Source organism: Actinoplanes utahensis, assembly GCF_016862455.1.
Lineage (GTDB): Bacteria > Actinomycetota > Actinomycetes > Mycobacteriales > Micromonosporaceae > Actinoplanes > Actinoplanes utahensis.
The window spans coordinates 46,222-64,002 of the sequence record NZ_BOMZ01000003.1; the positions used below are offsets into that span (position 1 = coordinate 46,222).

The 17,781-nt window shown below is 72.2% G+C and carries 18 protein-coding genes; 10 read left to right on the forward strand and 8 right to left on the reverse strand.

Translation table 11 applies throughout. From position 1 onward, the window contains the following. Window positions 1-97 precede the first annotated feature (97 nt). On the reverse strand, window positions 98-754 hold the full coding sequence (locus tag Aut01nite_RS01495; protein WP_043524865.1) for a response regulator transcription factor: 657 nt from the start codon (window positions 752-754) through the stop codon (window positions 98-100). Next, complete coding sequence (locus tag Aut01nite_RS01500) at window positions 751-1,947, reverse strand: sensor histidine kinase (protein ID WP_063958765.1); 1,197 nt, start codon at window positions 1,945-1,947, stop codon at window positions 751-753. Before Aut01nite_RS01500 ends, Aut01nite_RS01495 begins: the two co-directional genes overlap by 4 nt. A 110-nt stretch (window positions 1,948-2,057) precedes the next feature. Here Aut01nite_RS01500 and Aut01nite_RS01505 point away from each other — a divergent pair, with 110 nt between their 5' ends. From Aut01nite_RS01505 to Aut01nite_RS01515, 3 genes are all read left to right on the forward strand, one after another. Beyond that, on the forward strand, window positions 2,058-3,596 hold the full coding sequence (locus tag Aut01nite_RS01505; RefSeq protein ID WP_063958764.1) for a DUF1349 domain-containing protein: 1,539 nt from the start codon (window positions 2,058-2,060) through the stop codon (window positions 3,594-3,596). A 105-nt stretch (window positions 3,597-3,701) separates the two neighbouring features. Beyond that, window positions 3,702-4,031: a hypothetical protein gene (locus Aut01nite_RS01510; RefSeq protein ID WP_043524864.1), complete on the forward strand. Its 330-nt coding sequence runs from the start codon at window positions 3,702-3,704 to the stop codon at window positions 4,029-4,031. Window positions 4,032-4,054: 23 nt separating this feature from the next. Beyond that, complete coding sequence (locus Aut01nite_RS01515) at window positions 4,055-6,091, forward strand: sensor histidine kinase (RefSeq protein ID WP_043524862.1); 2,037 nt, start codon at window positions 4,055-4,057, stop codon at window positions 6,089-6,091. 233 nt (window positions 6,092-6,324) lie between these two features. Here Aut01nite_RS01515 and Aut01nite_RS01520 read toward each other — a convergent pair whose 3' ends face one another. Continuing rightward, window positions 6,325-6,963, reverse strand: a complete 639-nt coding sequence (locus Aut01nite_RS01520; protein ID WP_043524861.1) for a TetR/AcrR family transcriptional regulator — start codon at window positions 6,961-6,963, stop codon at window positions 6,325-6,327. A gap of 61 nt (window positions 6,964-7,024) precedes the next feature. Here Aut01nite_RS01520 and Aut01nite_RS01525 point away from each other — a divergent pair, with 61 nt between their 5' ends. The 3 genes from Aut01nite_RS01525 (at window position 7,025) to Aut01nite_RS01535 (ending at window position 9,642) form a co-directional block, all read left to right on the forward strand. Further along, window positions 7,025-7,540, forward strand: a complete 516-nt coding sequence (locus Aut01nite_RS01525; protein WP_043524859.1) for an ester cyclase — start codon at window positions 7,025-7,027, stop codon at window positions 7,538-7,540. Between the two features lie 381 nt (window positions 7,541-7,921). Next, the gene (locus Aut01nite_RS01530; protein WP_043524858.1) at window positions 7,922-8,632 is read left to right on the forward strand and encodes a response regulator transcription factor; all 711 of its coding nucleotides are present in this window, start codon (window positions 7,922-7,924) and stop codon (window positions 8,630-8,632) included. Continuing rightward, a complete protein-coding gene (locus tag Aut01nite_RS01535) occupies window positions 8,629-9,642 on the forward strand; it encodes a sensor histidine kinase (protein ID WP_043524857.1) in 1,014 nt (337 codons plus the stop codon). Before Aut01nite_RS01530 ends, Aut01nite_RS01535 begins: the two co-directional genes overlap by 4 nt. Before the next feature lie 32 nt (window positions 9,643-9,674). Here the strand turns inward: Aut01nite_RS01535 and Aut01nite_RS01540 are convergent, their stop codons facing one another. Both Aut01nite_RS01540 and Aut01nite_RS01545 read right to left on the reverse strand, forming a co-directional pair. After that, window positions 9,675-10,208 carry a hypothetical protein gene (locus Aut01nite_RS01540; RefSeq protein ID WP_043524856.1) on the reverse strand — a complete coding sequence of 178 codons (534 nt, stop codon included), beginning with the start codon at window positions 10,206-10,208 and terminating at the stop codon, window positions 9,675-9,677. A 147-nt stretch (window positions 10,209-10,355) separates the two neighbouring features. After that, window positions 10,356-10,952 carry a TetR/AcrR family transcriptional regulator gene (locus Aut01nite_RS01545; protein WP_043524855.1) on the reverse strand — a complete coding sequence of 199 codons (597 nt, stop codon included), beginning with the start codon at window positions 10,950-10,952 and terminating at the stop codon, window positions 10,356-10,358. Between the two features lie 57 nt (window positions 10,953-11,009). On the opposite strand from Aut01nite_RS01545, the gene Aut01nite_RS01550 reads away from it, so the two are divergent. Further along, window positions 11,010-11,444, forward strand: coding sequence for a DoxX family protein (locus Aut01nite_RS01550; RefSeq protein WP_173476674.1), 435 nt, complete (start codon window positions 11,010-11,012; stop codon window positions 11,442-11,444). Here Aut01nite_RS01550 and Aut01nite_RS01555 read toward each other — a convergent pair. Further along, window positions 11,434-12,237: an SDR family oxidoreductase gene (locus Aut01nite_RS01555; protein ID WP_043524853.1), complete on the reverse strand. Its 804-nt coding sequence runs from the start codon at window positions 12,235-12,237 to the stop codon at window positions 11,434-11,436. The genes Aut01nite_RS01550 and Aut01nite_RS01555 overlap by 11 nt on opposite strands. Window positions 12,238-12,739: 502 nt before the next feature. Here Aut01nite_RS01555 and Aut01nite_RS01560 point away from each other — a divergent pair. Further along, a complete protein-coding gene (locus tag Aut01nite_RS01560) occupies window positions 12,740-13,579 on the forward strand; it encodes a hypothetical protein (protein ID WP_161790628.1) in 840 nt (279 codons plus the stop codon). After that, complete coding sequence (locus Aut01nite_RS01565) at window positions 13,576-14,721, forward strand: coiled-coil domain-containing protein (protein ID WP_043524852.1); 1,146 nt, start codon at window positions 13,576-13,578, stop codon at window positions 14,719-14,721. Before Aut01nite_RS01560 ends, Aut01nite_RS01565 begins: the two co-directional genes overlap by 4 nt. A gap of 11 nt (window positions 14,722-14,732) precedes the next feature. Here Aut01nite_RS01565 and Aut01nite_RS01570 read toward each other — a convergent pair whose 3' ends face one another. Beyond that, window positions 14,733-15,812, reverse strand: a complete 1,080-nt coding sequence (locus Aut01nite_RS01570) for a gamma-glutamylcyclotransferase family protein (RefSeq protein ID WP_052163666.1) — start codon at window positions 15,810-15,812, stop codon at window positions 14,733-14,735. A 548-nt stretch (window positions 15,813-16,360) separates the two neighbouring features. Between Aut01nite_RS01570 and Aut01nite_RS01575 the strand changes: the two genes are divergently transcribed. Beyond that, complete coding sequence (locus tag Aut01nite_RS01575) at window positions 16,361-16,699, forward strand: RNA polymerase-binding protein RbpA (RefSeq protein WP_014444861.1); 339 nt, start codon at window positions 16,361-16,363, stop codon at window positions 16,697-16,699. Between the two features lie 99 nt (window positions 16,700-16,798). Here the strand turns inward: Aut01nite_RS01575 and Aut01nite_RS01580 are convergent, their stop codons facing one another. Further along, the gene (locus Aut01nite_RS01580) at window positions 16,799-17,182 is read right to left on the reverse strand and encodes a VOC family protein (protein WP_236642684.1); all 384 of its coding nucleotides are present in this window, start codon (window positions 17,180-17,182) and stop codon (window positions 16,799-16,801) included. Window positions 17,183-17,781 lie beyond the last annotated feature (599 nt).

Consider the following 17,781-nt stretch of genomic DNA (forward strand, 5'->3'; position numbering starts at 1 on the left):
GGACGGTCGTTACCGGTCTCTTCGCATCCGACAACATCGATGCGGCCCGGCGGCATGGGCCAAACGGTCACAAAATCGAATCTTGCCGATTGACGCGTCATTCGATGCGGTAACCGACGCTCGGCATCGTCGTGATGACCGGTGGCTCGCCGAGTTTCCGGCGCAACCGGCCGACCGTCACGGTGACGGTGTTGGTGAACCGGTCGGCGTTCTCATCCCACACGTTGTCGAGCAGCGTCTCGGCGCTGAGGAATCCGGGGCTGGCCCGCAGCAGGGCCTCCAGCACGGCGAACTCCTTCACCGAGACGGGAACCGGCCGGCCGTCCCGCACGACCGTCCGGCGCAGCGGATCCAGCTCGATCCCGGCGACACGCAACGTGCGCGGCCGGACGTCCGGTTTCCGCCGGGCCAGGGCACGGATCCGCAGGATCAGCTCAGGGAAGTGGAACGGCTTGGCCAGATAGTCGTCGGCACCCAGGGTCAGCCCGCTGACCCGATCGCCGGGCTCACCCGCGGCCGTGAGCATCAGGACCATCGGTCGCTCCTCCCGCTCGGTGATCATCTGGCAGAGCGTGTCACCGTGCAGACGGGGCAGATCCCGATCGAGCACCACCACGTCGTAGGCGGCCAGGTCGATTTTCTCCACCGCCACCAGCCCGTCATGGGCGGCGTCGACGGCCATCCCGGCGTCGGTCAGCCCCTCCACGACCACCTCGGCGAGAGCACGGTCGTCCTCCACGACCAGGATCCTCATGTCCGCCGGCCCTCCTCTCCATTCGCGCTCGTCGCCGTGCCCGCCGAAGCAGCCGCAGCCGCAGCCGCCTCGGCCGTCCTCCCTGCGGCTTCGACGGGGTCCGCCGGAAGACTGACCATCACCGTCAAGCCGCCGGCCGGCCGAGCGGTGAACCTCAGGCGGCCCTGATGGGCGGCCACCACAGCGGACACGATGGACAGACCCAGACCGGACGAGCCGATCCGATCGCCACCGAGCCGTTCGAAAGGCCGGCCCAGCCGGGCGACCTCGGCCTGGTCGAAGATCCGGCCATCGGTCTCGACGGTCAGCTCGGTGAACCGGCCGGCGGACCGGACGGTGATGCCGATCCGGCCGTCCGGCTCGTTGTGGGTGACCGCGTTGTCGACGAGGTTGTCCACCAGCCGGGCGAGCAGGGCGGGACTGCCCCACGCCACGACACCGCCGGGCACGTGGGGCGTCACCGTCAACCGCCCGGACCCGATGTCGGCGGCCCTCTCCCGCAGCGCGGTGGCGACCAGCTCCGACAGGTCCACCGCGGAGCCGCCGGCCGGTCTGCCGTGCTGCGCCCGGGCGAGCACGAGCAGCCCGTCGATCAGGTGGTCGACCCGGTCCAGCTGCGCGCGCAGGCGGGTGGCCAGCGCCAGTGTCGACGCGGCGGGGTCGGGCTTGGCGCTCGCCACGTCCAGTGCGGCGCGCATCGTGGCGAGCGGGGTGCGCAACTCGTGCGAGGCGTTGGCCACGAAACGACGCTGCGCGATGAACGACGCCTCCAGCCGCGCCAGCAGTCCGTCGATGGTGTCGGCCAGATCCTTGACCTCGTCGTGTGGCGCCTCGACTCCGAGGCGCCGGTCGAGGTTGTCGGCGGAGATCCGCCGGGTCACCTCGGTGATCCGGCGCAGCGGCGCCAGGGCGTGCCCGGCCATGAGCCGGCCGAGGACCATGGAGAACAGGGCCATCACGACCAGCGCGGCCGCGAACACATACGCCGTGCGGTTGGACTGTTCCTCCTGCACCCTGGTGATCTGCTCCTGGAGCACGGCGAGGCGCTCCTGGGCGTCTGCGATCGTCGGTGGCGCATCGGCCGGGGACGACACGCTCTGACCGAAGCGGGACAGGGCGAAGGTGATGACCAGCAGCACGGCACCGGAGGCGAGGAACACGCCGGCATAGAGGAGCGTGATCCGCGTGCCCACGGTGCGAGGACCCGACCGAAACATCGCCCCAGCATGCCCGGCCCGACCTAACACCGGAATGACAGCGCCGGTTCGGCCGGTGTTAGGGGCCGGTCCGTAGAACTTCGGCCATGTTCGATACGGATTTCCTCCGGCCGGGCCGGATCCTCGCTCTCGTCACGGCCGCTCTGTCCGTCGTCGCGGCCGGCGTCCTGACCGCTCTGGGCACGCACGCCGAGTGTCCCGGCGCCTGTCCCACCACGCCGGTGGCAGCCGACGGCGGCACCGTCGGCGACCGTTTCTGGTTCCTGCACCGCGATCTCGGGCCGCAAGGCAGCATCACGGTCCGGATGACTTCGATGACCGGGACCATCACCTATCCCCCGCCCGGTCACGACGAGATCGTCCCGGGTCTGGTCCCGTGGGCCAAGTCCGGCATCATCGTCAAGGACGGCCTGCGCCAGGGCTCCCGCTACGCCGCGATGATGATGACCGGCAGCCACGGCGTCCGGTTCCAGCACGACTATCGCCATGACGTCGCGGGCCGGGAGGGTGGCGTCTCCGCGGAGTCCCCACGCTGGCTGCGGCTGACCCGGTCCGGTGACACCGTCACCGGCGCCGAGTCGGCCGACGGCGCCCGGTGGCACACGGTCGGCACGGCGCGCCTGGACGGCTTGCCCGATACCGTTCAGGTCGGCCTCTTCGCCGCGTCCCCCGGCGATCTGACGCTCCGCCGGGTGGCCCTCGGCGGGGTGATCCCGCAGGCCCGCTTCACCCAGGCGGTCGGCGTCTTCGACAACGTCACCGTCGTGGGCGGCGCGACCGGCGGAAACGGCGCGAGCGGCGAGGGCGGCTGGGCCAGCGACTCCGTCGGCGAGATGAACCACACCGACTGGGAGAGGTTCCACCACCGGTCCGGCGCCGTGCAGAGTGACGGCGTCATCCGGGTCAGCGGGACCGGTGACATCGGCCCGGCCGACGACGACGCGCCCCGGCGAGCCGACCAGTTGCTGCTCGGGCTCGTGGTCGCGTTGATCGTCGTGCTGGTGGTCGCAGCCCGCTACGGCACGGGTGGGTGGAGTCCACGCCGGGCGATCGCTGTCGGGGCCGCCACCCTCGTCACCGGACTGATCGCCGTCGGGACCGTCCTGCCGCTCAGCTCGGCGATCGCCAGGAGCAGGCACCTTCCACTGGAGACACTCCCGCTGGTCACCGGCATCCGGATGACGGTCGGCATCGCGGTGGTGCTGGCTCTCTGCGCGGTCCTGGCCTACCTGCTCGGGACACGCATGCGCCGGGCGTGGGCGGCGGCAGGTGTCGCGGTGTCGCTGATCGCGGTGCCCTATGTGGTCACGGCGTTGCCACTGCTACCGGATCCGGTGGCCCAGTGGCTGCTGCGGGTCACTCCGGCAGCGGCGTTCGCCGTCGAGCAGGTGGCTGTCGAATATCCGCAGGTGACCGCGCACTATGCGCCCTCGGCCGGCTATTTCCCCCTCCCGTGGTGGGCCGGACTGCTCGTGCTCGGCGCCTATGTCGCCGTCTTCGTCCGTCTCGTCACCGCCCGGCCCCGCCGAGCCGGGATTCCGAGTTCACGGAGCGGCGGTCCGGGCGGAGAACGGAACCACAGCGCAGCAGAAACCCCGAAAAGTCAGCGCACGACGGATTCGTAGGCGAGGACACGATGCCGGATGAGCTTGTCCGGGTCGTCCGTCGCCGGACGGGTGGGCGCGGTCTGCAGCCGGGCGTACATCGTCGGTCACCTCCGAGAAGTCGGTATGACGATGCTCGGCCCGGCCGGCGTTCCGCACATCAGTGGTGGCACGCAGATCCGGTACTCATCCCGCGACGGTCCGGGCGCTGCATGCCGCCGGCGCCTCATCGCCCTGGTCAGCACGCACGGCCGGGTGGTCGCCGGCACCACCGCTTCGGTCAGCACGCACGGCCCGGTGGTCTCCGGCACCACCGCCCCGCACCCGGTCGGGTCGCTGAGCCGGGACGCTGGGATCCGCGCGGCCCTGCGGGAACAGGCGACGTGCACCCTGCCCGGTGGGGTCGACCCGGCGCCATGCGGATCACCTCCTCCCACAGTCCGCGTCTCGAGCTGATAAAACATGACATAGTTTGCAATATGCGTTTCCTCGCCGCGCCACTCGCGGTGTGGCTGGTTCTGACCTGTGGCGGCGCGACGGTCCTGATGGGCGTCGAGCGGGCCACCCGTGACGCCGTCATCCAGCGGTACCACCTACGGGTCGGTCTGGCCGCCGACTTCGTCACCGCCATCGTCGGCGACCTGATCAGCCGACAGCGCACCCAGGCTTCGGCCTTTCTCACCGACCAGACGGTGGCCGAGCGCGACTTCACCCGCTCGGTCGGCGGCTTCGGCTACCCGGCGGCGGTCCTGCTCGACTCCGAGGGCCGGCTGCTGCAGGTCCTTCCGGCGAACCCGGCGCTGCGAGGCCAGAAGATCAGCGCCCGGTATCCACATCTGCACACCGCCGTCACCGAGGGCCGGCCCGCTGTCTCGCCGGTGGTGCCGTCGGTGGCGCGGGGCATGCCGGTGGTCGCGTTCGCGGTGCCGTTCGACACCCCGTACGGCCTTCGGGTCTTCTCCGGCGCCGTGGGCGTGCGCGACAGCCCGCTCTCCTCCTACCTGGCCACCGCCATCCCGCTGTCCGGGGTGAAGGTGCACCTGGTCGACACCGACGACTCGATCGTGGCCGCCAACCACACCCATCCACAGGGCGTCAGTCAACTCGGCAACGAGGAGACCGCATTGTCGGCCGCACTGTCCCGCGCCGAGCAGGGCCGCTACAACGAGGACGGCGCGTGGTGGCGGTACACGTCCCGGTCCATCCCGGGCACGCCGTGGCGGCTGTCCGCGGCGGTCACCGAGGACGTGCTGTTCGCCTCCACCTCCGGCAGCCGCGCCGCCGGCCGGGCCGCTCTGCTCACCGCGTCGCTGGTCGGCCTGCTGGTGGTCGCCGCCACCGGCCGGGCCCGCCGCAACCGGCGCGAGCTTCGCTCCAGCGAGCTGCGGCTGCGCAAGGTGTTCGACAACTCCCGGATCGGCATGTCCCTGGCCGACCTGGAGGGTCGCCTGGTCCGAGTCAATCCGACCCTCTGTCACATGCTGGGCCGCACCGAGCACGACCTGATCGGCCGCAACGTCGCCGACCTCACCCATCCCGACGACGTCGAGCAGTCGCTGCGCATCATCCAGGACTGCCGCAACGGCCGGATCGGCGGTTTCGACGTCGACAAACGCTACGTGCACGCCGACGGCCGCACGGTCGACGCCGCGGTGACCGCGAGCCTGCTGCGCGACGAGGCGGACCGCCCGCAGTACATCGCCACCCAGATCATCGACATGACCGAGCGCCACGCCCTGGAGAGCGAGCGCCGCCACGCCGCCGCCGAACTGGCCCGGCACGCGGAACGCCTGGAACACGCCAACGAGCAGATGGCCGACTTCATGGCGATGCTGAGCCACGACGTCCGCCAGCCGCTCACCACCATCGTCTCCGCCGGTGAGCTGCTGCTCGACGACTGGTCCGGTATGTCCGACGACGACCGGCAGCACTACGTGTCCCGGATGACCAGCGCAGGGCATCGCGCGGACCAGTTGGTCTCAGAGATCCTCACCCTGGCGCAACTGGACGCCGGGGCGCTGACCGCGCGCCCGGCCCGCCTGGACGTCACCCACGCCGTCCGCGAGGTCGTCACCGCCCAGGGCGCCGATCCGCAGACGATCACGGTGACCGCTCCTGATCATGCGGTCGCCTTCGCCGACCCGGTCCATCTGCATCTACTGCTGGGCAATCTGCTGACCAACGCCCTGAAATACGGCGCACCGCCGGTCCGGGTCACCGTCACCCCCGACCGCGACCGTCTCCTGATCCGGGTCAGCGACCAGGGCGAGGGTGTGCCGGCGGCTTTCATACCGCACCTGTTCGAGCGTTTCACCCGCGCCGAGACCGGCGTCGCCACCACCAAACCCGGCACCGGACTGGGCCTCTACCTGGTCGCCCGTCTCGCTCAGGCCTCCGGCGCCACCATCGCCTACCAGCCCACCGACCCACACGGCACGACCTTCGTACTGTCCCTGCCGTGCACGCCGGGCCCGTCCCTGGTCACCGCCGCCGCACTTCCGGTTCCGGCCCGCTGAAAGCCCTCCGGTGGTACGGGCCACCGAGGGGGCGCCCGGGGCAGTCCTCGCGACGTCGATGGCACACACGGCCGCAGCACCGCCGCCGGGCTGACGTTGCCGCCGCGTTCGCCGGACACGGTGCGGGGCGCCGGGCGCGGGGTTGAGGGTTCGGGGTTGACGGTTCGGGACGCTGGATGCGGGACGCCGAGTGCCGGGTGCGGGGGTGTGGGGCGCGGGGCGGCAGGTGCCGGTCAGGGTGCGACGAGAGCGTCCGTGAGCGCTTGTGCCAACCACTGCTCGTACTCCTCGGGCGACCAGCCTCGTTCGGTCACGAAGAGTTCGTAGACCTCCGGCGATATGAGCGTCCACACCGTGTCGCACGCCCGGTCCGGATCGACGTCGGCGCGCAGGCCACCGGTCGCGGCGAGGTGGCGCACGATGCCGCCGGCCCCGATCATCCGCTCCTGATCGATGGTCTCGCGGAACCGGAGGAGGGCCGGGTCGCCACCGCGGGCGGCGGCGAGGAGTCTGGCGAGCAGCGGCCCCACCCGTTCACCGATCCGGCGGGCGGCGAACGCGTATCGGGCGACCTTGTCTCGAGGGTCGGACGCGGCGAACACCGCCTGGATCTCCGGGCGGTCGATCATCGGGATGGGCTCGTCGTCGCCGGCGAGGGTGACGTCATAGACGTCCTTGATCAGCGCCGCCTTGGTGCGGAACGCCTTGTAGACGGTCTCGACCGAGACTCCGGCACGCGCGGCCACATCGCGCATGGTGACCGAGGTGGGGCCGTGTTCGACCAGCAGGTCGCGGGCGGCGGCGAGGATGTCACGGCGGGTGAGTCGCGCCTGCTCGGCACGGCGGCTGTTGTCATACACACGACGAGTCATGGAGAACCGTCCGGCAGCATTCGATACTGCTGGAGTGTCTCCGAATCTCCAGGGAGGCGTCATGCCCACCACCGACACCGACATCTGCGTCAACTCCATGACGATCATGGCTTCCGGCGATCTCGCCGAGTTGACCGGAGTCGTTCATCCACAGGCGGTCAACCGTGAGGCCAAGGACGAGCCGCCGACCTGTCGGGGACAGGGACCGGCCGCGTTCGCGGCCACTGCCCACTGGCTCCGGGCCGCCTTCGCCGATCTGAAGTTCACCGTTCACGACGCGGTCGCCGACGGTGATCTCATCGCCGTGCACTGCACGATGTCCGGGCGTCAGGTCGGCCCGTTCGTGGCGTACGACGAGCACGGTGAGGTGGCTCAGGCGTTCCCAGCAACCGGCCGCGCTTTTGCGGTCACGCACAGCCACTGGTTCCGCATGAAGGACAGCCAGGTCATCGAGCACTGGGCCAACCGGGACGATCAAGGCATGGCCGCGCAGCTCGGCTGGATCCCGCCCACCCCGGTGTTCCTGTGGCGGATGGCCCGGGCCAAGCGGCACGCCCGCCGGAATCCGGCCTCGTGACCGGCGTTCCGGGCGTCCGTCGCGCCGACCGGGCCGCTGCGGGCATCCCCCCGCCTTCACCGCCCGAAGGGCGGGAGGCGGCGCTATCCGGTTCGACCCCGGACACTTGGCGCCAGGACGTCATCGTGGGAGATGAGGCGCTCCTGGACCGCTGCACCGACGCGTCCCTCGCCGGTCGACGGTGATCCGGCCGGCTCACCGCCGCGTCGACCAGCTCGGGCCGCCGCCTCACCCCCACGCTGACCAACCCCGACACGACCAAGGCCCTGCTATTGCCGTACGGCGGAAATTCGCTGTCGCGGCAGCGGCCGGAAGGCCGTAAGAAATCCGCAAGGCCCTGCGGGAACGACCGGGGAGCCGGTGCTGGGTAGCGTGGCCGGGATGGGACATCGGGTGCTGGTGGTGGACGACGACGCTACGGTCAGTGACGTCGTGCGGCGTTATCTGGAGCAGGCCGGATGTACGGTGCGGCTGGCCGCCGACGGCGCCGACGGGCTCGCGGCGATCGCGGCCCAGCTCCCCGACCTGGTCGTCCTCGATCTGATGATGCCCGGCATCGACGGTCTGGAGGTGTGCCGGCGGATCCGCCGGCAGCTGCCGGGCCTGCCGGTGATCATGCTGACCGCGCTCGGTGAGGAGGCCGACCGCGTTCTCGGGCTGGAGGTCGGCGCCGACGACTACGTGACGAAACCGTTCTCTCCTCGTGAGCTGGTTCTGCGGATCCAGTCGGTGTTGCGCCGCACCGGTGTGCGGACGCCGGATCCGGGTTCCTCCTCGACGCTGCGCGAGGCGGATCTGACCGTCGACACCGCACGCCGTGTCGCCGAACGCAACGGCGTCCCGCTGTCCTTGACCGTCCGGGAGTTCGACCTGCTGGTCTTCCTCATGCGTCATCCCGGCCGGGCCTGGTCCCGCTCCGACCTGCTGGACAAGGTGTGGGGATGGCAGTTCGGCGACCAGTCGACGGTCACCGTCCACGTTCGCCGGCTCCGCGAGAAGATCGAGGACGATCCGGCCGCGCCGGCCCGGATCCGCACGGTGTGGGGTGTCGGGTACAGCTACGAGCCGCTCGGCGGGGGACACGACCGGTGAACGACATGTTGCTCATCGGGTTGTACGCCCTGGCCGCCGGAGGCGTCGTCGCGCTGGCGGGTGCGGGTGCGCTGCGTCTGCTGCGCGGCCGTTCCATCCTCGTCCACGTCCTGGTCCTCCTGGCCGTGACGGTGCTCGCCGTGGTGGCCGGTGTCACCACGGTCGCCCAGGCCATGTTCCTGTCCGCGCACGACCTCTGGGTCGTCCTCGTCACCGTGACCGCCTCCGCGGTGATCAGCCTGGCGGTCGGCGCGGTCTTCGGCAGCCGGCTGGCCGCCACCGCGGTCTGGGCGCAGGCGGCGCGGGACCGCGAACGGCATCTGGAGGCCGGGCGCCGGGAACTCGTCGCCTGGGTGTCGCACGACCTGCGCACCCCACTGGCGGGGCTCCGGGCGATGGCCGAAGCCCTCGAGGATCGCATCATCGAGGACCAGGACACCGTCGACGAGTACCACCGGCGGATCCGGGTGGAGACCGACCGGATGACCCAGCTGGTCGACGATCTGTTCGAATTGTCCCGCATCAACGCCGGCGCGCTGCATCTGGTGCCGACCACGGTGCCGCTGAGCGAGATCGTGTCGGACGCCATCGCCGGTGTCGCCCCGCTCGCCGCGAGCCGGCGCATCCGGCTGATCCCCGCGGACACCACCTGGCCGCTGGTGCGAGCCGGTGAACGCGAGCTCGCCCGCATCGTCAGCAACCTGTTGATCAACTCCGTCCGGTACACGCCGGCGGACGGAACCGTGCACATCGCCGCCGGCCACGAACACGACAGCGTGTGGCTGGCCGTCTCGGACACCTGCGGCGGCATCCCCGACAGTGACTTGGGCCGGGTCTTCGACGTCGCGTTCCGCGGCGAACGCGCCCGGACGCCGGGTACGGACGGCTCCGGCGGCGGCGGGCTCGGCCTGGCGATCGTGCGCGGCCTCGTGGAGGCTCACGGCGGCCGGGTCGGCGTACGCAACACCGGCCACGGTTGCCGGTTCGAGGTCCACCTCCCCGCGGCCTGACGCCGGCGATCCTCTCGTGGCGGGCGGTGCCATCAGTTCCGCAGGCAGGTGAACGGGCCACGGACGCCGGCGCTGAACCGTTCGGCCGCGCCGAGTGCGAGCCTGATCCGGGCCCGGGGCCGCATCCCGCGCCCGGATGTGGCGTACAGGGCGCCGAGCGCGACCTGGTCCCCGCAGCCGATCGCGGAGTAGCCGTCGGCGGCCTTCGCCACCTGGTAGTCGTCGTGGACGGTGAACAACCGGCCGCGTACCCCGACCAGGAAGGTTCCGCCGAGCTCCTGCTCCTCGTCCTTGCGGGCCCAGCCGCCAGTCTTGAGGCAGTCCCGGAGTGTGTCCACGAACGTGGTGACCATGAACCGGTCCAGGTCGTCGCCGGGATCCGGCAGGCTCAGCGAGTAGCGGATCAGCTGTCCCATCCGGAACGAGCTGGTGAACCCGAACAGGTATCCGCCGTTGCGGAACACCTTCGTGTCGGCGCGCACCGCCAGGCTCAGCCCGGACAGCCCGGCGCTGTCCCCGCCGATGAAGACGGAACCACCCCGTGTCAGCCCCACAATCGCAGTCATACCGTTCACAGGACAGCCGCCGGCGCACCGCCGTCAACCGGAACCTGTCACGCCGGCGGCTCCTGCCAGCCCGGCTCGTGGTCGCGCCGCCGGCGCCGGCCAGCGCCCGCAAACGGCGGGAACGGGCCCGCGCCCGCCTCCGCGAGATCATGGCAGCGGGCGGGACACCACTTTCCGGGCATCCCCGTCGACCAGGCCGAACATACGCAGCAGGCTGAAGGCGAGGTGGTCGGCGGCCTCGTCGATCTCGTGCGGGTCGTCGAGTCGCAGGCCGCGGTGCAGGACGGCGAGCAGCGCGCCACCGATGCACGCGTGTGCCACCTCGGCGTCGTCGAAGCAGAGCCGGCCGACGGCGTGCGCGTGCCGCAGGTCGTCGATCGGGTAGGCGCCGGGGTAGCGCACGCCGACCCGGTCGATGATCCGCGCCAGGCCCGGGTCGGTGCGGGGCAGCCGGGCGGTGAGCCGCACCGCCACGGCCAGCACCTCGGCGGGGTCGGTGAGCTCGGCCGTGACCTGCCGCACGGTCTCCCGGTGCTCCTCGGCGGCGGACGCCACCGCCAGGTCGAACAGCTCCTGTTTCGACGGGAAGTGGTTGTAGAAGCTGCCGAACCCGACGTCGGCCGCGTCGGTGATCTCCTGGATGCTGACGCCGGCCGGGTCCCGGCTGGTCAGCAGGGTCCGGGCGGCGTCGAGGAGCGCGGCGCGGGTCTGCGCCTTGCGCCGATCGAGTCGTCCGACGGTCATGGCGGCCAGTTTAGGCGACCCCTGAAACTGATGATGCCATCAGTTATGATGCCGCCCATGAGAATCGTGAAAGCCGTGGCACAGGCACTTCTCGGCGGTACCCTCGCGTTCGCCGGGATCACCCACCTGACCGTGGCGCGCCAGGAGTTCCTGGCCCAGGTGCCGGACTGGTTCCCGATCGACCACGACTTCGTCGTGCTGGCCTCCGGCGTGGTGGAGATCGGCCTGGGCGCGGCCCTGCTGACGATGTGGAGACAGCCGGCCCGCGGCTTGGTGGGGGCGGCCGCGGCGACGTTCTTCGTGGTGGTCTTCCCGGGGAACATCGCACAGTGGCTGGAGCACAAGGACGGCTTCGGCCTGGACACCGACACGAAACGGTTCGCCCGGCTGTTCTTCCAGCCGCTGCTGGTGCTGTGGGCGCTCGGCGCGACCGGCGCGGTCGGCACCGTCCGCGGCCTGCTCCGGCGGCGGCGCGAGCGGGTCAGCGGCTGAGATCGTGCCTGCGGTGGACGACCTTCTCGACGACACCGCCGGGCAGCAGCCGGCGCAGCGCGAAGACGAACGGCGCGTTGCTGCCCACCGCGTACCGCGCCTTCGGCCGTTTCGCCTCGATCGCCGTCACGATCGTCGCCGCCACCCGCTCGGCGGTGATCCCGGCCCGCTCGTTGCGGTCCAGCGCGGCCAGCATCGTGCCGAAATCGGCGGCGTACGGCGACTCGCCGCCGATGTACTTCGTCCGCCGCTCGCTGATCCCGGTCGCGATCGACCCCGGCTCGACGGTGGTCAGCCACACCCCGAACGGGCTCAGCTCGTGCCGCGCCCCGGTGCTGAACCCCTTGACCGCCGCCTTCGACGCCACATAGGACGAGCGGTAGGCGAGCGGGAACGACGCCAGCATCGACCCGACCATCACGACCCTGCCGTACCGCCGCTCCCGCATGCCCGGCAGCGCCAGCTGCGTGAGCCGTACCGGCCCGAGCACGTTCACCTGGAAGATCCGCCGCAGCGCCTCGCCCGGCAGCTCCTCCAGCGGCCCGGACTGGCTCTCCCCCGCGTTGTTGACCAGCACGTCCACCCCGGCGAGCAGCGGCGCGAGCCGTTCGATGGAGGCTTCGTCGCCGAGGTCGAGCGCCACGTACTCGACACCGGGGGCGCGCTGGTCGCCGGTCAGCGCCTCCGGGTTCCGGCTGGTCCCGAGCACACGGTGCCCACGCCCGGCGAGCGCCGCCGCCGTCGCTTTCCCGATCCCCGACGAGGCCCCGGTCACCAGCACGGTCCGTTCCACGGCAAGACCCTAATTCTTTCGGGGTACGGGTGACACACCCACCCCGCTCCGCAGCTCCGGACGAACGCCCCACCCCGGCCGTAACCGCATGCCCGTATCTGCCCTGAACTGGGAAGATGCCGCGCACATCACGGTTGGCAGCCGATGAGGGATCGCCGTCCGGCCGGTACCGTCGAAGCCGTTGCCGCGGTCCTTCGCCCACCCTCCCGGGGTGGCCCGCCAGGCTGCATCCCGTCCCGCCCACCCGCAAGCCACGGCCCGTCCCCTGCCGCACGCCACGGCCCGCCCTCTGCCGCACGCCACGGCCCGTCCCCTGCCGCACACCACGGCCCGCCCTCTGCCGCACACCACGGCCCGTCCCCTGCCGCACACCACGGCCCGCACCGGAAACACCCGAGGCCGAGCGAGTGAGGTTCCCATCAGCGTGAGTGCCCCGCCCCGAAGCCCCGCCCCCACACCGTCGCCCTCCCGGACCCAACGGCACGACGTCCTGGCAGTGCTGTTGCGCACGTCCGTTCTCCGTCTGGTGACGGCCCGCCGTACCGCGCGGTGGCTGTGGACGGCGCTGCTGGCGCGGGGGCTGTGGACGGCGCTGCTGGCGCGGGGGCTGTGGACGGCACTGCCGCGGATTCCCGCGGTGCGCCGCCGCCGGGAGCAACGCGCCCAGCGCCTGGCCGCGGCCGCCGACACGCAGCGTTACGCCGACGAACTGCGGGTGGCCACCGTGCGGGCGGCCGGAGCAGCGGACCGCTGGCAGGAGTCGTGCCGGCAGGCCGAGGAGCACACCGACGACGCCTGGCAGGCGTGGCGGGACGCCGAGGAGCGCTTGGACCGTACCCGGGCCGCTGCCGCGTTCCGCCCACCCCGCAGTCGCCGTACCGTCGCCGAACTCGCCGCCCGCGAACGTTTCCTGCACCGCGCGGTGGCCGCCGCCGTCGAACGCGGCGACCTGCCCACCACGGTGCTCACCGACCTGGCGTCCGGCGACGGCGGCTGGAATCCCCGCCTGCACCCGGTGGATCAGGAACTCGTCCTGCACCGGGCGATCGCCGCGGTCCGCCACCACCTCTACCGGCAGGCCGCCGCCGCGGAACAGACCGTCCGCCACGACGCTCGGCGCGCCGTCGCCGCCCGCGACAGCCTCCACCACGAACTGGCCACGGCGCTGGATCACGCCGCCGCCGCGCGCGAACGACACCGCCGTACGGCGGGCCGCAGGCGGTGCCGGGCCCGGCCGGGCAGGCGAAACCCCGGCGACCATCGCGGCGCGGGCGTCCGGCGGATCTTCCGGTGTCGCTGCCGGGGCCGGGACCGGGGCGGGCCTAGGGTGGGGGTGCTATGACTGCGCAGGATTCCGAAACCGAGACCCGTCCCTGCGCCCACTGCGGGCGCCCCGTGCCGCAGCGCGCGTCCGCCGGGCGGCCGTTCCGCTACTGCCGGGACAACGACGGCGAGTGCCAGCGTGCCTCCCGCAACGTGCGGATGCGGCACCGTTCGTCGCCGGGGCTGGCCGGGCAGGTGGCGCGGACCTGGGAGGTCGTCGACCGGCTCGATCAGCTGGTGGGCTCGCTCAGTGAGGCCCTGCACTCGGAGATGAGCCCGGCCGGGGTGGAACGCCAGGTCGCCGAGGTGCGGGCGGAGACGTCCGGGCAGGTCGCGGCCGCCCATGCGGAACGCGACGACGCCCGCCGGGACGCCGAGCAGGCGGCGACCGCGGCGGTGGCGGCCCAGCAGATCGCGGCGGCGGCGACGGCCGAACGCGACGAGGCCCGCCGGCAGGCCCAGGACGCGCAGCGCAACGCCGAGGAGGCCGGGAAACGGGCGCAGGAGGCGGCGGCCGCCCGGGACGAGGCGGTCCGTACGGCCACGGCGGCGGCGGCCCTGCGGGAACGCGCCGAGACCGAACGCGACGCGGCGGCCGCGGACCTGGCGACGGCACGGCGGGAACTGCAGGAGGTCCGCGGCCACCGCGACACCGCCGAACGCGATCTGAAGACGGCACTGGCGGACTTCACCGACTTCCGGGGTACGGCGGAGCAGGCGCTCAGTCGTGCGCGGGAGGAACTGACGGCCGCGCGGGAGCAGAGCGAACGTCTCGCCACCGAGGCCGCCCGGGACCGGCAGCGGGCCGAGGCCGCCGAACGGGACCGTGACGAGGCCGCCGAGCAGGCACGTCAGGCGCTCGCCGAGGTGCGGTCCGCGAAGGAGGCCCTGGTGGCGGCGGTGGCCGAACGGGACGGCCTGCGGCGTACCACCGAGGATCTGGAGAGGTCGGCGGAGCGCGCCGCGCGGGAGCAAGCGGATCTGGAACGCCGCCTCGCGTCCGCCCGCGCCGACGCCGACGCCGCGCACCACCGCGCCGCCCAGCTGACGTCCCAGGTCAGTGACCTGGCGGCGGCCCTGGCCTCGCTCGGCGCGGCCCGCCCGGCCGCCCCGGCCCCGGCCCCGGCCCCGGCCCAGCCCACCGCCTCCGGCAACAGCTGACCCGCCCGGCGTCACCGCCAGGCGTCGATGGGCACGCCGGTGCCGGCGCAGCCGTCGGCCATGTAGACCCAGCTCAGGGTGCCGTCGATGGTGCGCAACTGACGGCTGTAGAGGCCCGTCGCGGCTCCCTCCACCTGGTCCAGGACGGCCAGGGTCGCACCGATCGTCTCGGGGCGCAGCATGCAGAGGACGCCGGGGGCCTTGCGGTCGGCGGCGGCGTTCAGCGCCGGATGGCCGAAGCCGGTGTCACGCAGGTCGCCGTAGGCCGTGGCCGCCCACGGCTCGGCGGCGAGGCGCGGGGCGAGCAGGTGGGCGCGGCTGCGGCCCGGCATCAGGGTGCCGTAGGCGAACACGGCGGGGGTGCACTCGCCGGGATGCGGGTACGTGCCGTCGGGCACCTCGTCGCCGATCGGCTCGGGCGCCCCGGCCGTGAACAGGGTGCGCAGCGGGGCGACGGCGGCGTAGTCGACGCTGGTCAGCGGGACGGGACGGCCGTGCAGCAGGGCGGGCCGGCGTTCCGGGCGGCCACCGATGTAGGCGGCGGGGCGCAGCACGCGGGCGCCGTTCTCCAGGGTCACCCGGCCGGTGTGCAGCAGCTGCAGGGTGTACCAGCCGGTGGAACGGCCCTCGATCATGTCGAGGCGGTCCAGTTCCCCCGGATCGGCCAGGGTGAGCACGGCGGTCTCGACGTGGCCGGGCACCGCCGCCAGGGTGGCGGGGAGACGGCCCGCCCGGGTGGTGCCGGTGCACCACACCGAGGCCAGATCCGCGATCTCGCAGGCCAGGTTGACGGCCGGCAGCGACGTGCCGTTCCTCAAGATCTTGCCGGGGCAGGCGTTGGAACCGTAGCTGAGCAGCGGAACCCGCTCGGCGATCCGGGTCGCCCCCTGCCCGGCGAGCCAGTCGTCGAGACACATCCGCTCGATCGCCGACAGCACGACGGCCCAGCCGCTGGGACGGCCCTCGTCCGGCCGTACCGGCCAGCACCGTTCATGCCGGTCCACCACCCAGGACCCGGCCGGGCGTCGGCCCGGGTACGGATCGACGGCGAAATCGGCGGCCGGCTGCCCGGGCCGTACCTCATCGGTCATGTCGTCCCGTGCTCCGTCCCACCACACCTGAGCCTGGTGTTCTACCCGACCGGGGCCCGGAGGTCCAACCGTGGCCCGCTCTGCTGCTCCGGTGGGCCGGGGACGATGGGGGGCGCTCCAGGGACGATCGGGTGTACCCGGTGGGGTCCGGGGTACTGAACCGGGGCGGCGTGAACCTTCTCACCTTCGGCGGATGTCCCGGCGGAGTTGCGGAATGCTTCAGTGGCGCCCGGGATAGCCGATCACTACGGTGTGCGCACCGGCGGGTGACCGACGGTTCCGTGAATTGCGGGTGAATCTGAGCGAGTGACCGACATCGCACCGCCCGTACAAGCGTCAAAGAACCATAAAGTGGACCAAGGTCCACTCGGACGCCGGTTCGGTTTGCGAGCTGGGGTGAGTGGCCGGTTACGCTCATAGCGTTAACACCGCCGATACCGGCGGTGCGAACAGACTTGGTGGCGCCGGGGGCCCGGCGGAGGAATCCGGCGGCCGTCCCTTTCGTTACACCAACGAGAGCAGCACCACGAGCGAGGGGAAAGCCGATCATGGGCGAACGCATGCTGCGCGGCAGCCGTCTTGGCGCAGTCAGCTACGAGTCCGACCGTAACACCGAGCTTGCGCCCCGGCAGACCCGTGAGTACTTGTGCGTCAAGGGTCACCAGTTCGAGGTGCCGTTCGCCGTCGACGCCGAGGTGCCCACCACCTGGGAGTGCAAGTTCGACGGCAGCGTCGCCCGGCTGATCGACGGCAGCGAGCCGGAGCAGAAGAAGGCGAAGCCGCCGCGCACCCACTGGGACATGCTCCTGGAGCGGCGTTCGATCGCCGAGCTCGAGGACATCCTCAACGAGCGGCTGCAGGAGGTCCGCACCCGCCGCGGCCGCTAGCCACGCACGCGATTCACGACGAGAAGGCCGTCCCGTCCCGGGGCGGCCTTCTCCGCATGCCCGAACACTCGCCCCGCCTGCGGACCGGGGTGACGCGGCTCAGGCGCCGGGTGCGCGGGAGGCGATGATGACGCGGTTGCCGTCGGGGTCGGTGACGGTGGCCATCCGCTCGCCCCACGGCTGGTCGGCCGGCTCCTCGAGCACCGGGGTGCCGCCGTCGCGCAGGCGTTGCACGGCGGCATCGCAGTCGCCGGTGTAGAACCACAGGGTGACCCGGTCGTTGACCAGTGTGCCGGGCTGATCCTGCTGGCCGATGCCCAACCGGGTGCTGCCGATCCGCACGCTGACGTAGGCGGGCTCGCCCTCGGGCGGGAACCGGTAGAAGACCTCACCGCCGGCCAGGTCCCGGTAGAACCCCAGCGAGCGGGCCAGGTCCGGCGTGCTCAGGATCGGGAACATCTCGTCGAAAACAGGCCGCTCCACCCTGCCGAGCCTAGAGAACACCGCCGTCCGCCGCCACCGTTCCCGGCGCGGGTCCCCGGTCACGGCCCCGTCGAGCCGACGTCCCGAGCTGCCGCGAGGTCGTGCAGGCGGTTGCCGGAGAAGACGAGGGGCGTGCACGTACAGGAGGGTGAGCACGTGGTCTCCGGCCGCCGTCTCGGTCTCGACACCGACCCGGAGGGTGGCCGTGGCGCGGTCTAGGAGGACGGCTCCGTCACTGCACCGCGGGCGCCGGGTAGGCGGCCGGCGCGATCCTTTCCCTCAGGGGAAGGGCGTGGAGACGTAAGCGGGAGCACGGAGGCGAGCGGGCACCGGCCGCGCAGGGACAAACAGCGCAACCGGATGCATCTGCTGCAGGTCGCCGAGCAGCACTGAAGACCGCCGCGGCGACTCTGATCGACCGGCTCGGCTACGACACCGTCGACGCCGGCACACTCGCCGAGAGCTGGCGCATCGACCCGGAGACCACGGCGTACACCCGCCTCTACCTCGCCGACCCCGCCACCCCCCGGCGACCGGATGATGCAGGCCCCCGCCGCCCCGTGCCCGCCCGCCGAGCTGCGCCGTGCCCTCGAAGCCGC

What these genes read in the sequence shown, in the direction of transcription:
- Aut01nite_RS01495 (WP_043524865.1), bottom strand. Translation starts at nt 754, where the DNA reads ATGAGGATCCTGGTCGTGGAGGACGACCGTGCTCTCGCCGAGGTGGTC.
- Aut01nite_RS01505 (WP_063958764.1), top strand. Translation starts at nt 2,058, where the DNA reads ATGTTCGATACGGATTTCCTCCGGCCGGGCCGGATCCTCGCTCTCGTC.
- Aut01nite_RS01510 (WP_043524864.1), top strand. Translation starts at nt 3,702, where the DNA reads ATGACGATGCTCGGCCCGGCCGGCGTTCCGCACATCAGTGGTGGCACG.
- Aut01nite_RS01515 (WP_043524862.1), top strand. Translation starts at nt 4,055, where the DNA reads ATGCGTTTCCTCGCCGCGCCACTCGCGGTGTGGCTGGTTCTGACCTGT.
- Aut01nite_RS01520 (WP_043524861.1), bottom strand. Translation starts at nt 6,963, where the DNA reads ATGACTCGTCGTGTGTATGACAACAGCCGCCGTGCCGAGCAGGCGCGA.
- Aut01nite_RS01525 (WP_043524859.1), top strand. Translation starts at nt 7,025, where the DNA reads ATGCCCACCACCGACACCGACATCTGCGTCAACTCCATGACGATCATG.
- Aut01nite_RS01530 (WP_043524858.1), top strand. Translation starts at nt 7,922, where the DNA reads ATGGGACATCGGGTGCTGGTGGTGGACGACGACGCTACGGTCAGTGAC.
- Aut01nite_RS01540 (WP_043524856.1), bottom strand. Translation starts at nt 10,208, where the DNA reads ATGACTGCGATTGTGGGGCTGACACGGGGTGGTTCCGTCTTCATCGGC.
- Aut01nite_RS01545 (WP_043524855.1), bottom strand. Translation starts at nt 10,952, where the DNA reads ATGACCGTCGGACGACTCGATCGGCGCAAGGCGCAGACCCGCGCCGCG.
- Aut01nite_RS01550 (WP_173476674.1), top strand. Translation starts at nt 11,010, where the DNA reads ATGAGAATCGTGAAAGCCGTGGCACAGGCACTTCTCGGCGGTACCCTC.
- Aut01nite_RS01565 (WP_043524852.1), top strand. Translation starts at nt 13,576, where the DNA reads ATGACTGCGCAGGATTCCGAAACCGAGACCCGTCCCTGCGCCCACTGC.
- Aut01nite_RS01570 (WP_052163666.1), bottom strand. Translation starts at nt 15,812, where the DNA reads ATGACCGATGAGGTACGGCCCGGGCAGCCGGCCGCCGATTTCGCCGTC.
- Aut01nite_RS01575 (WP_014444861.1), top strand. Translation starts at nt 16,361, where the DNA reads ATGGGCGAACGCATGCTGCGCGGCAGCCGTCTTGGCGCAGTCAGCTAC.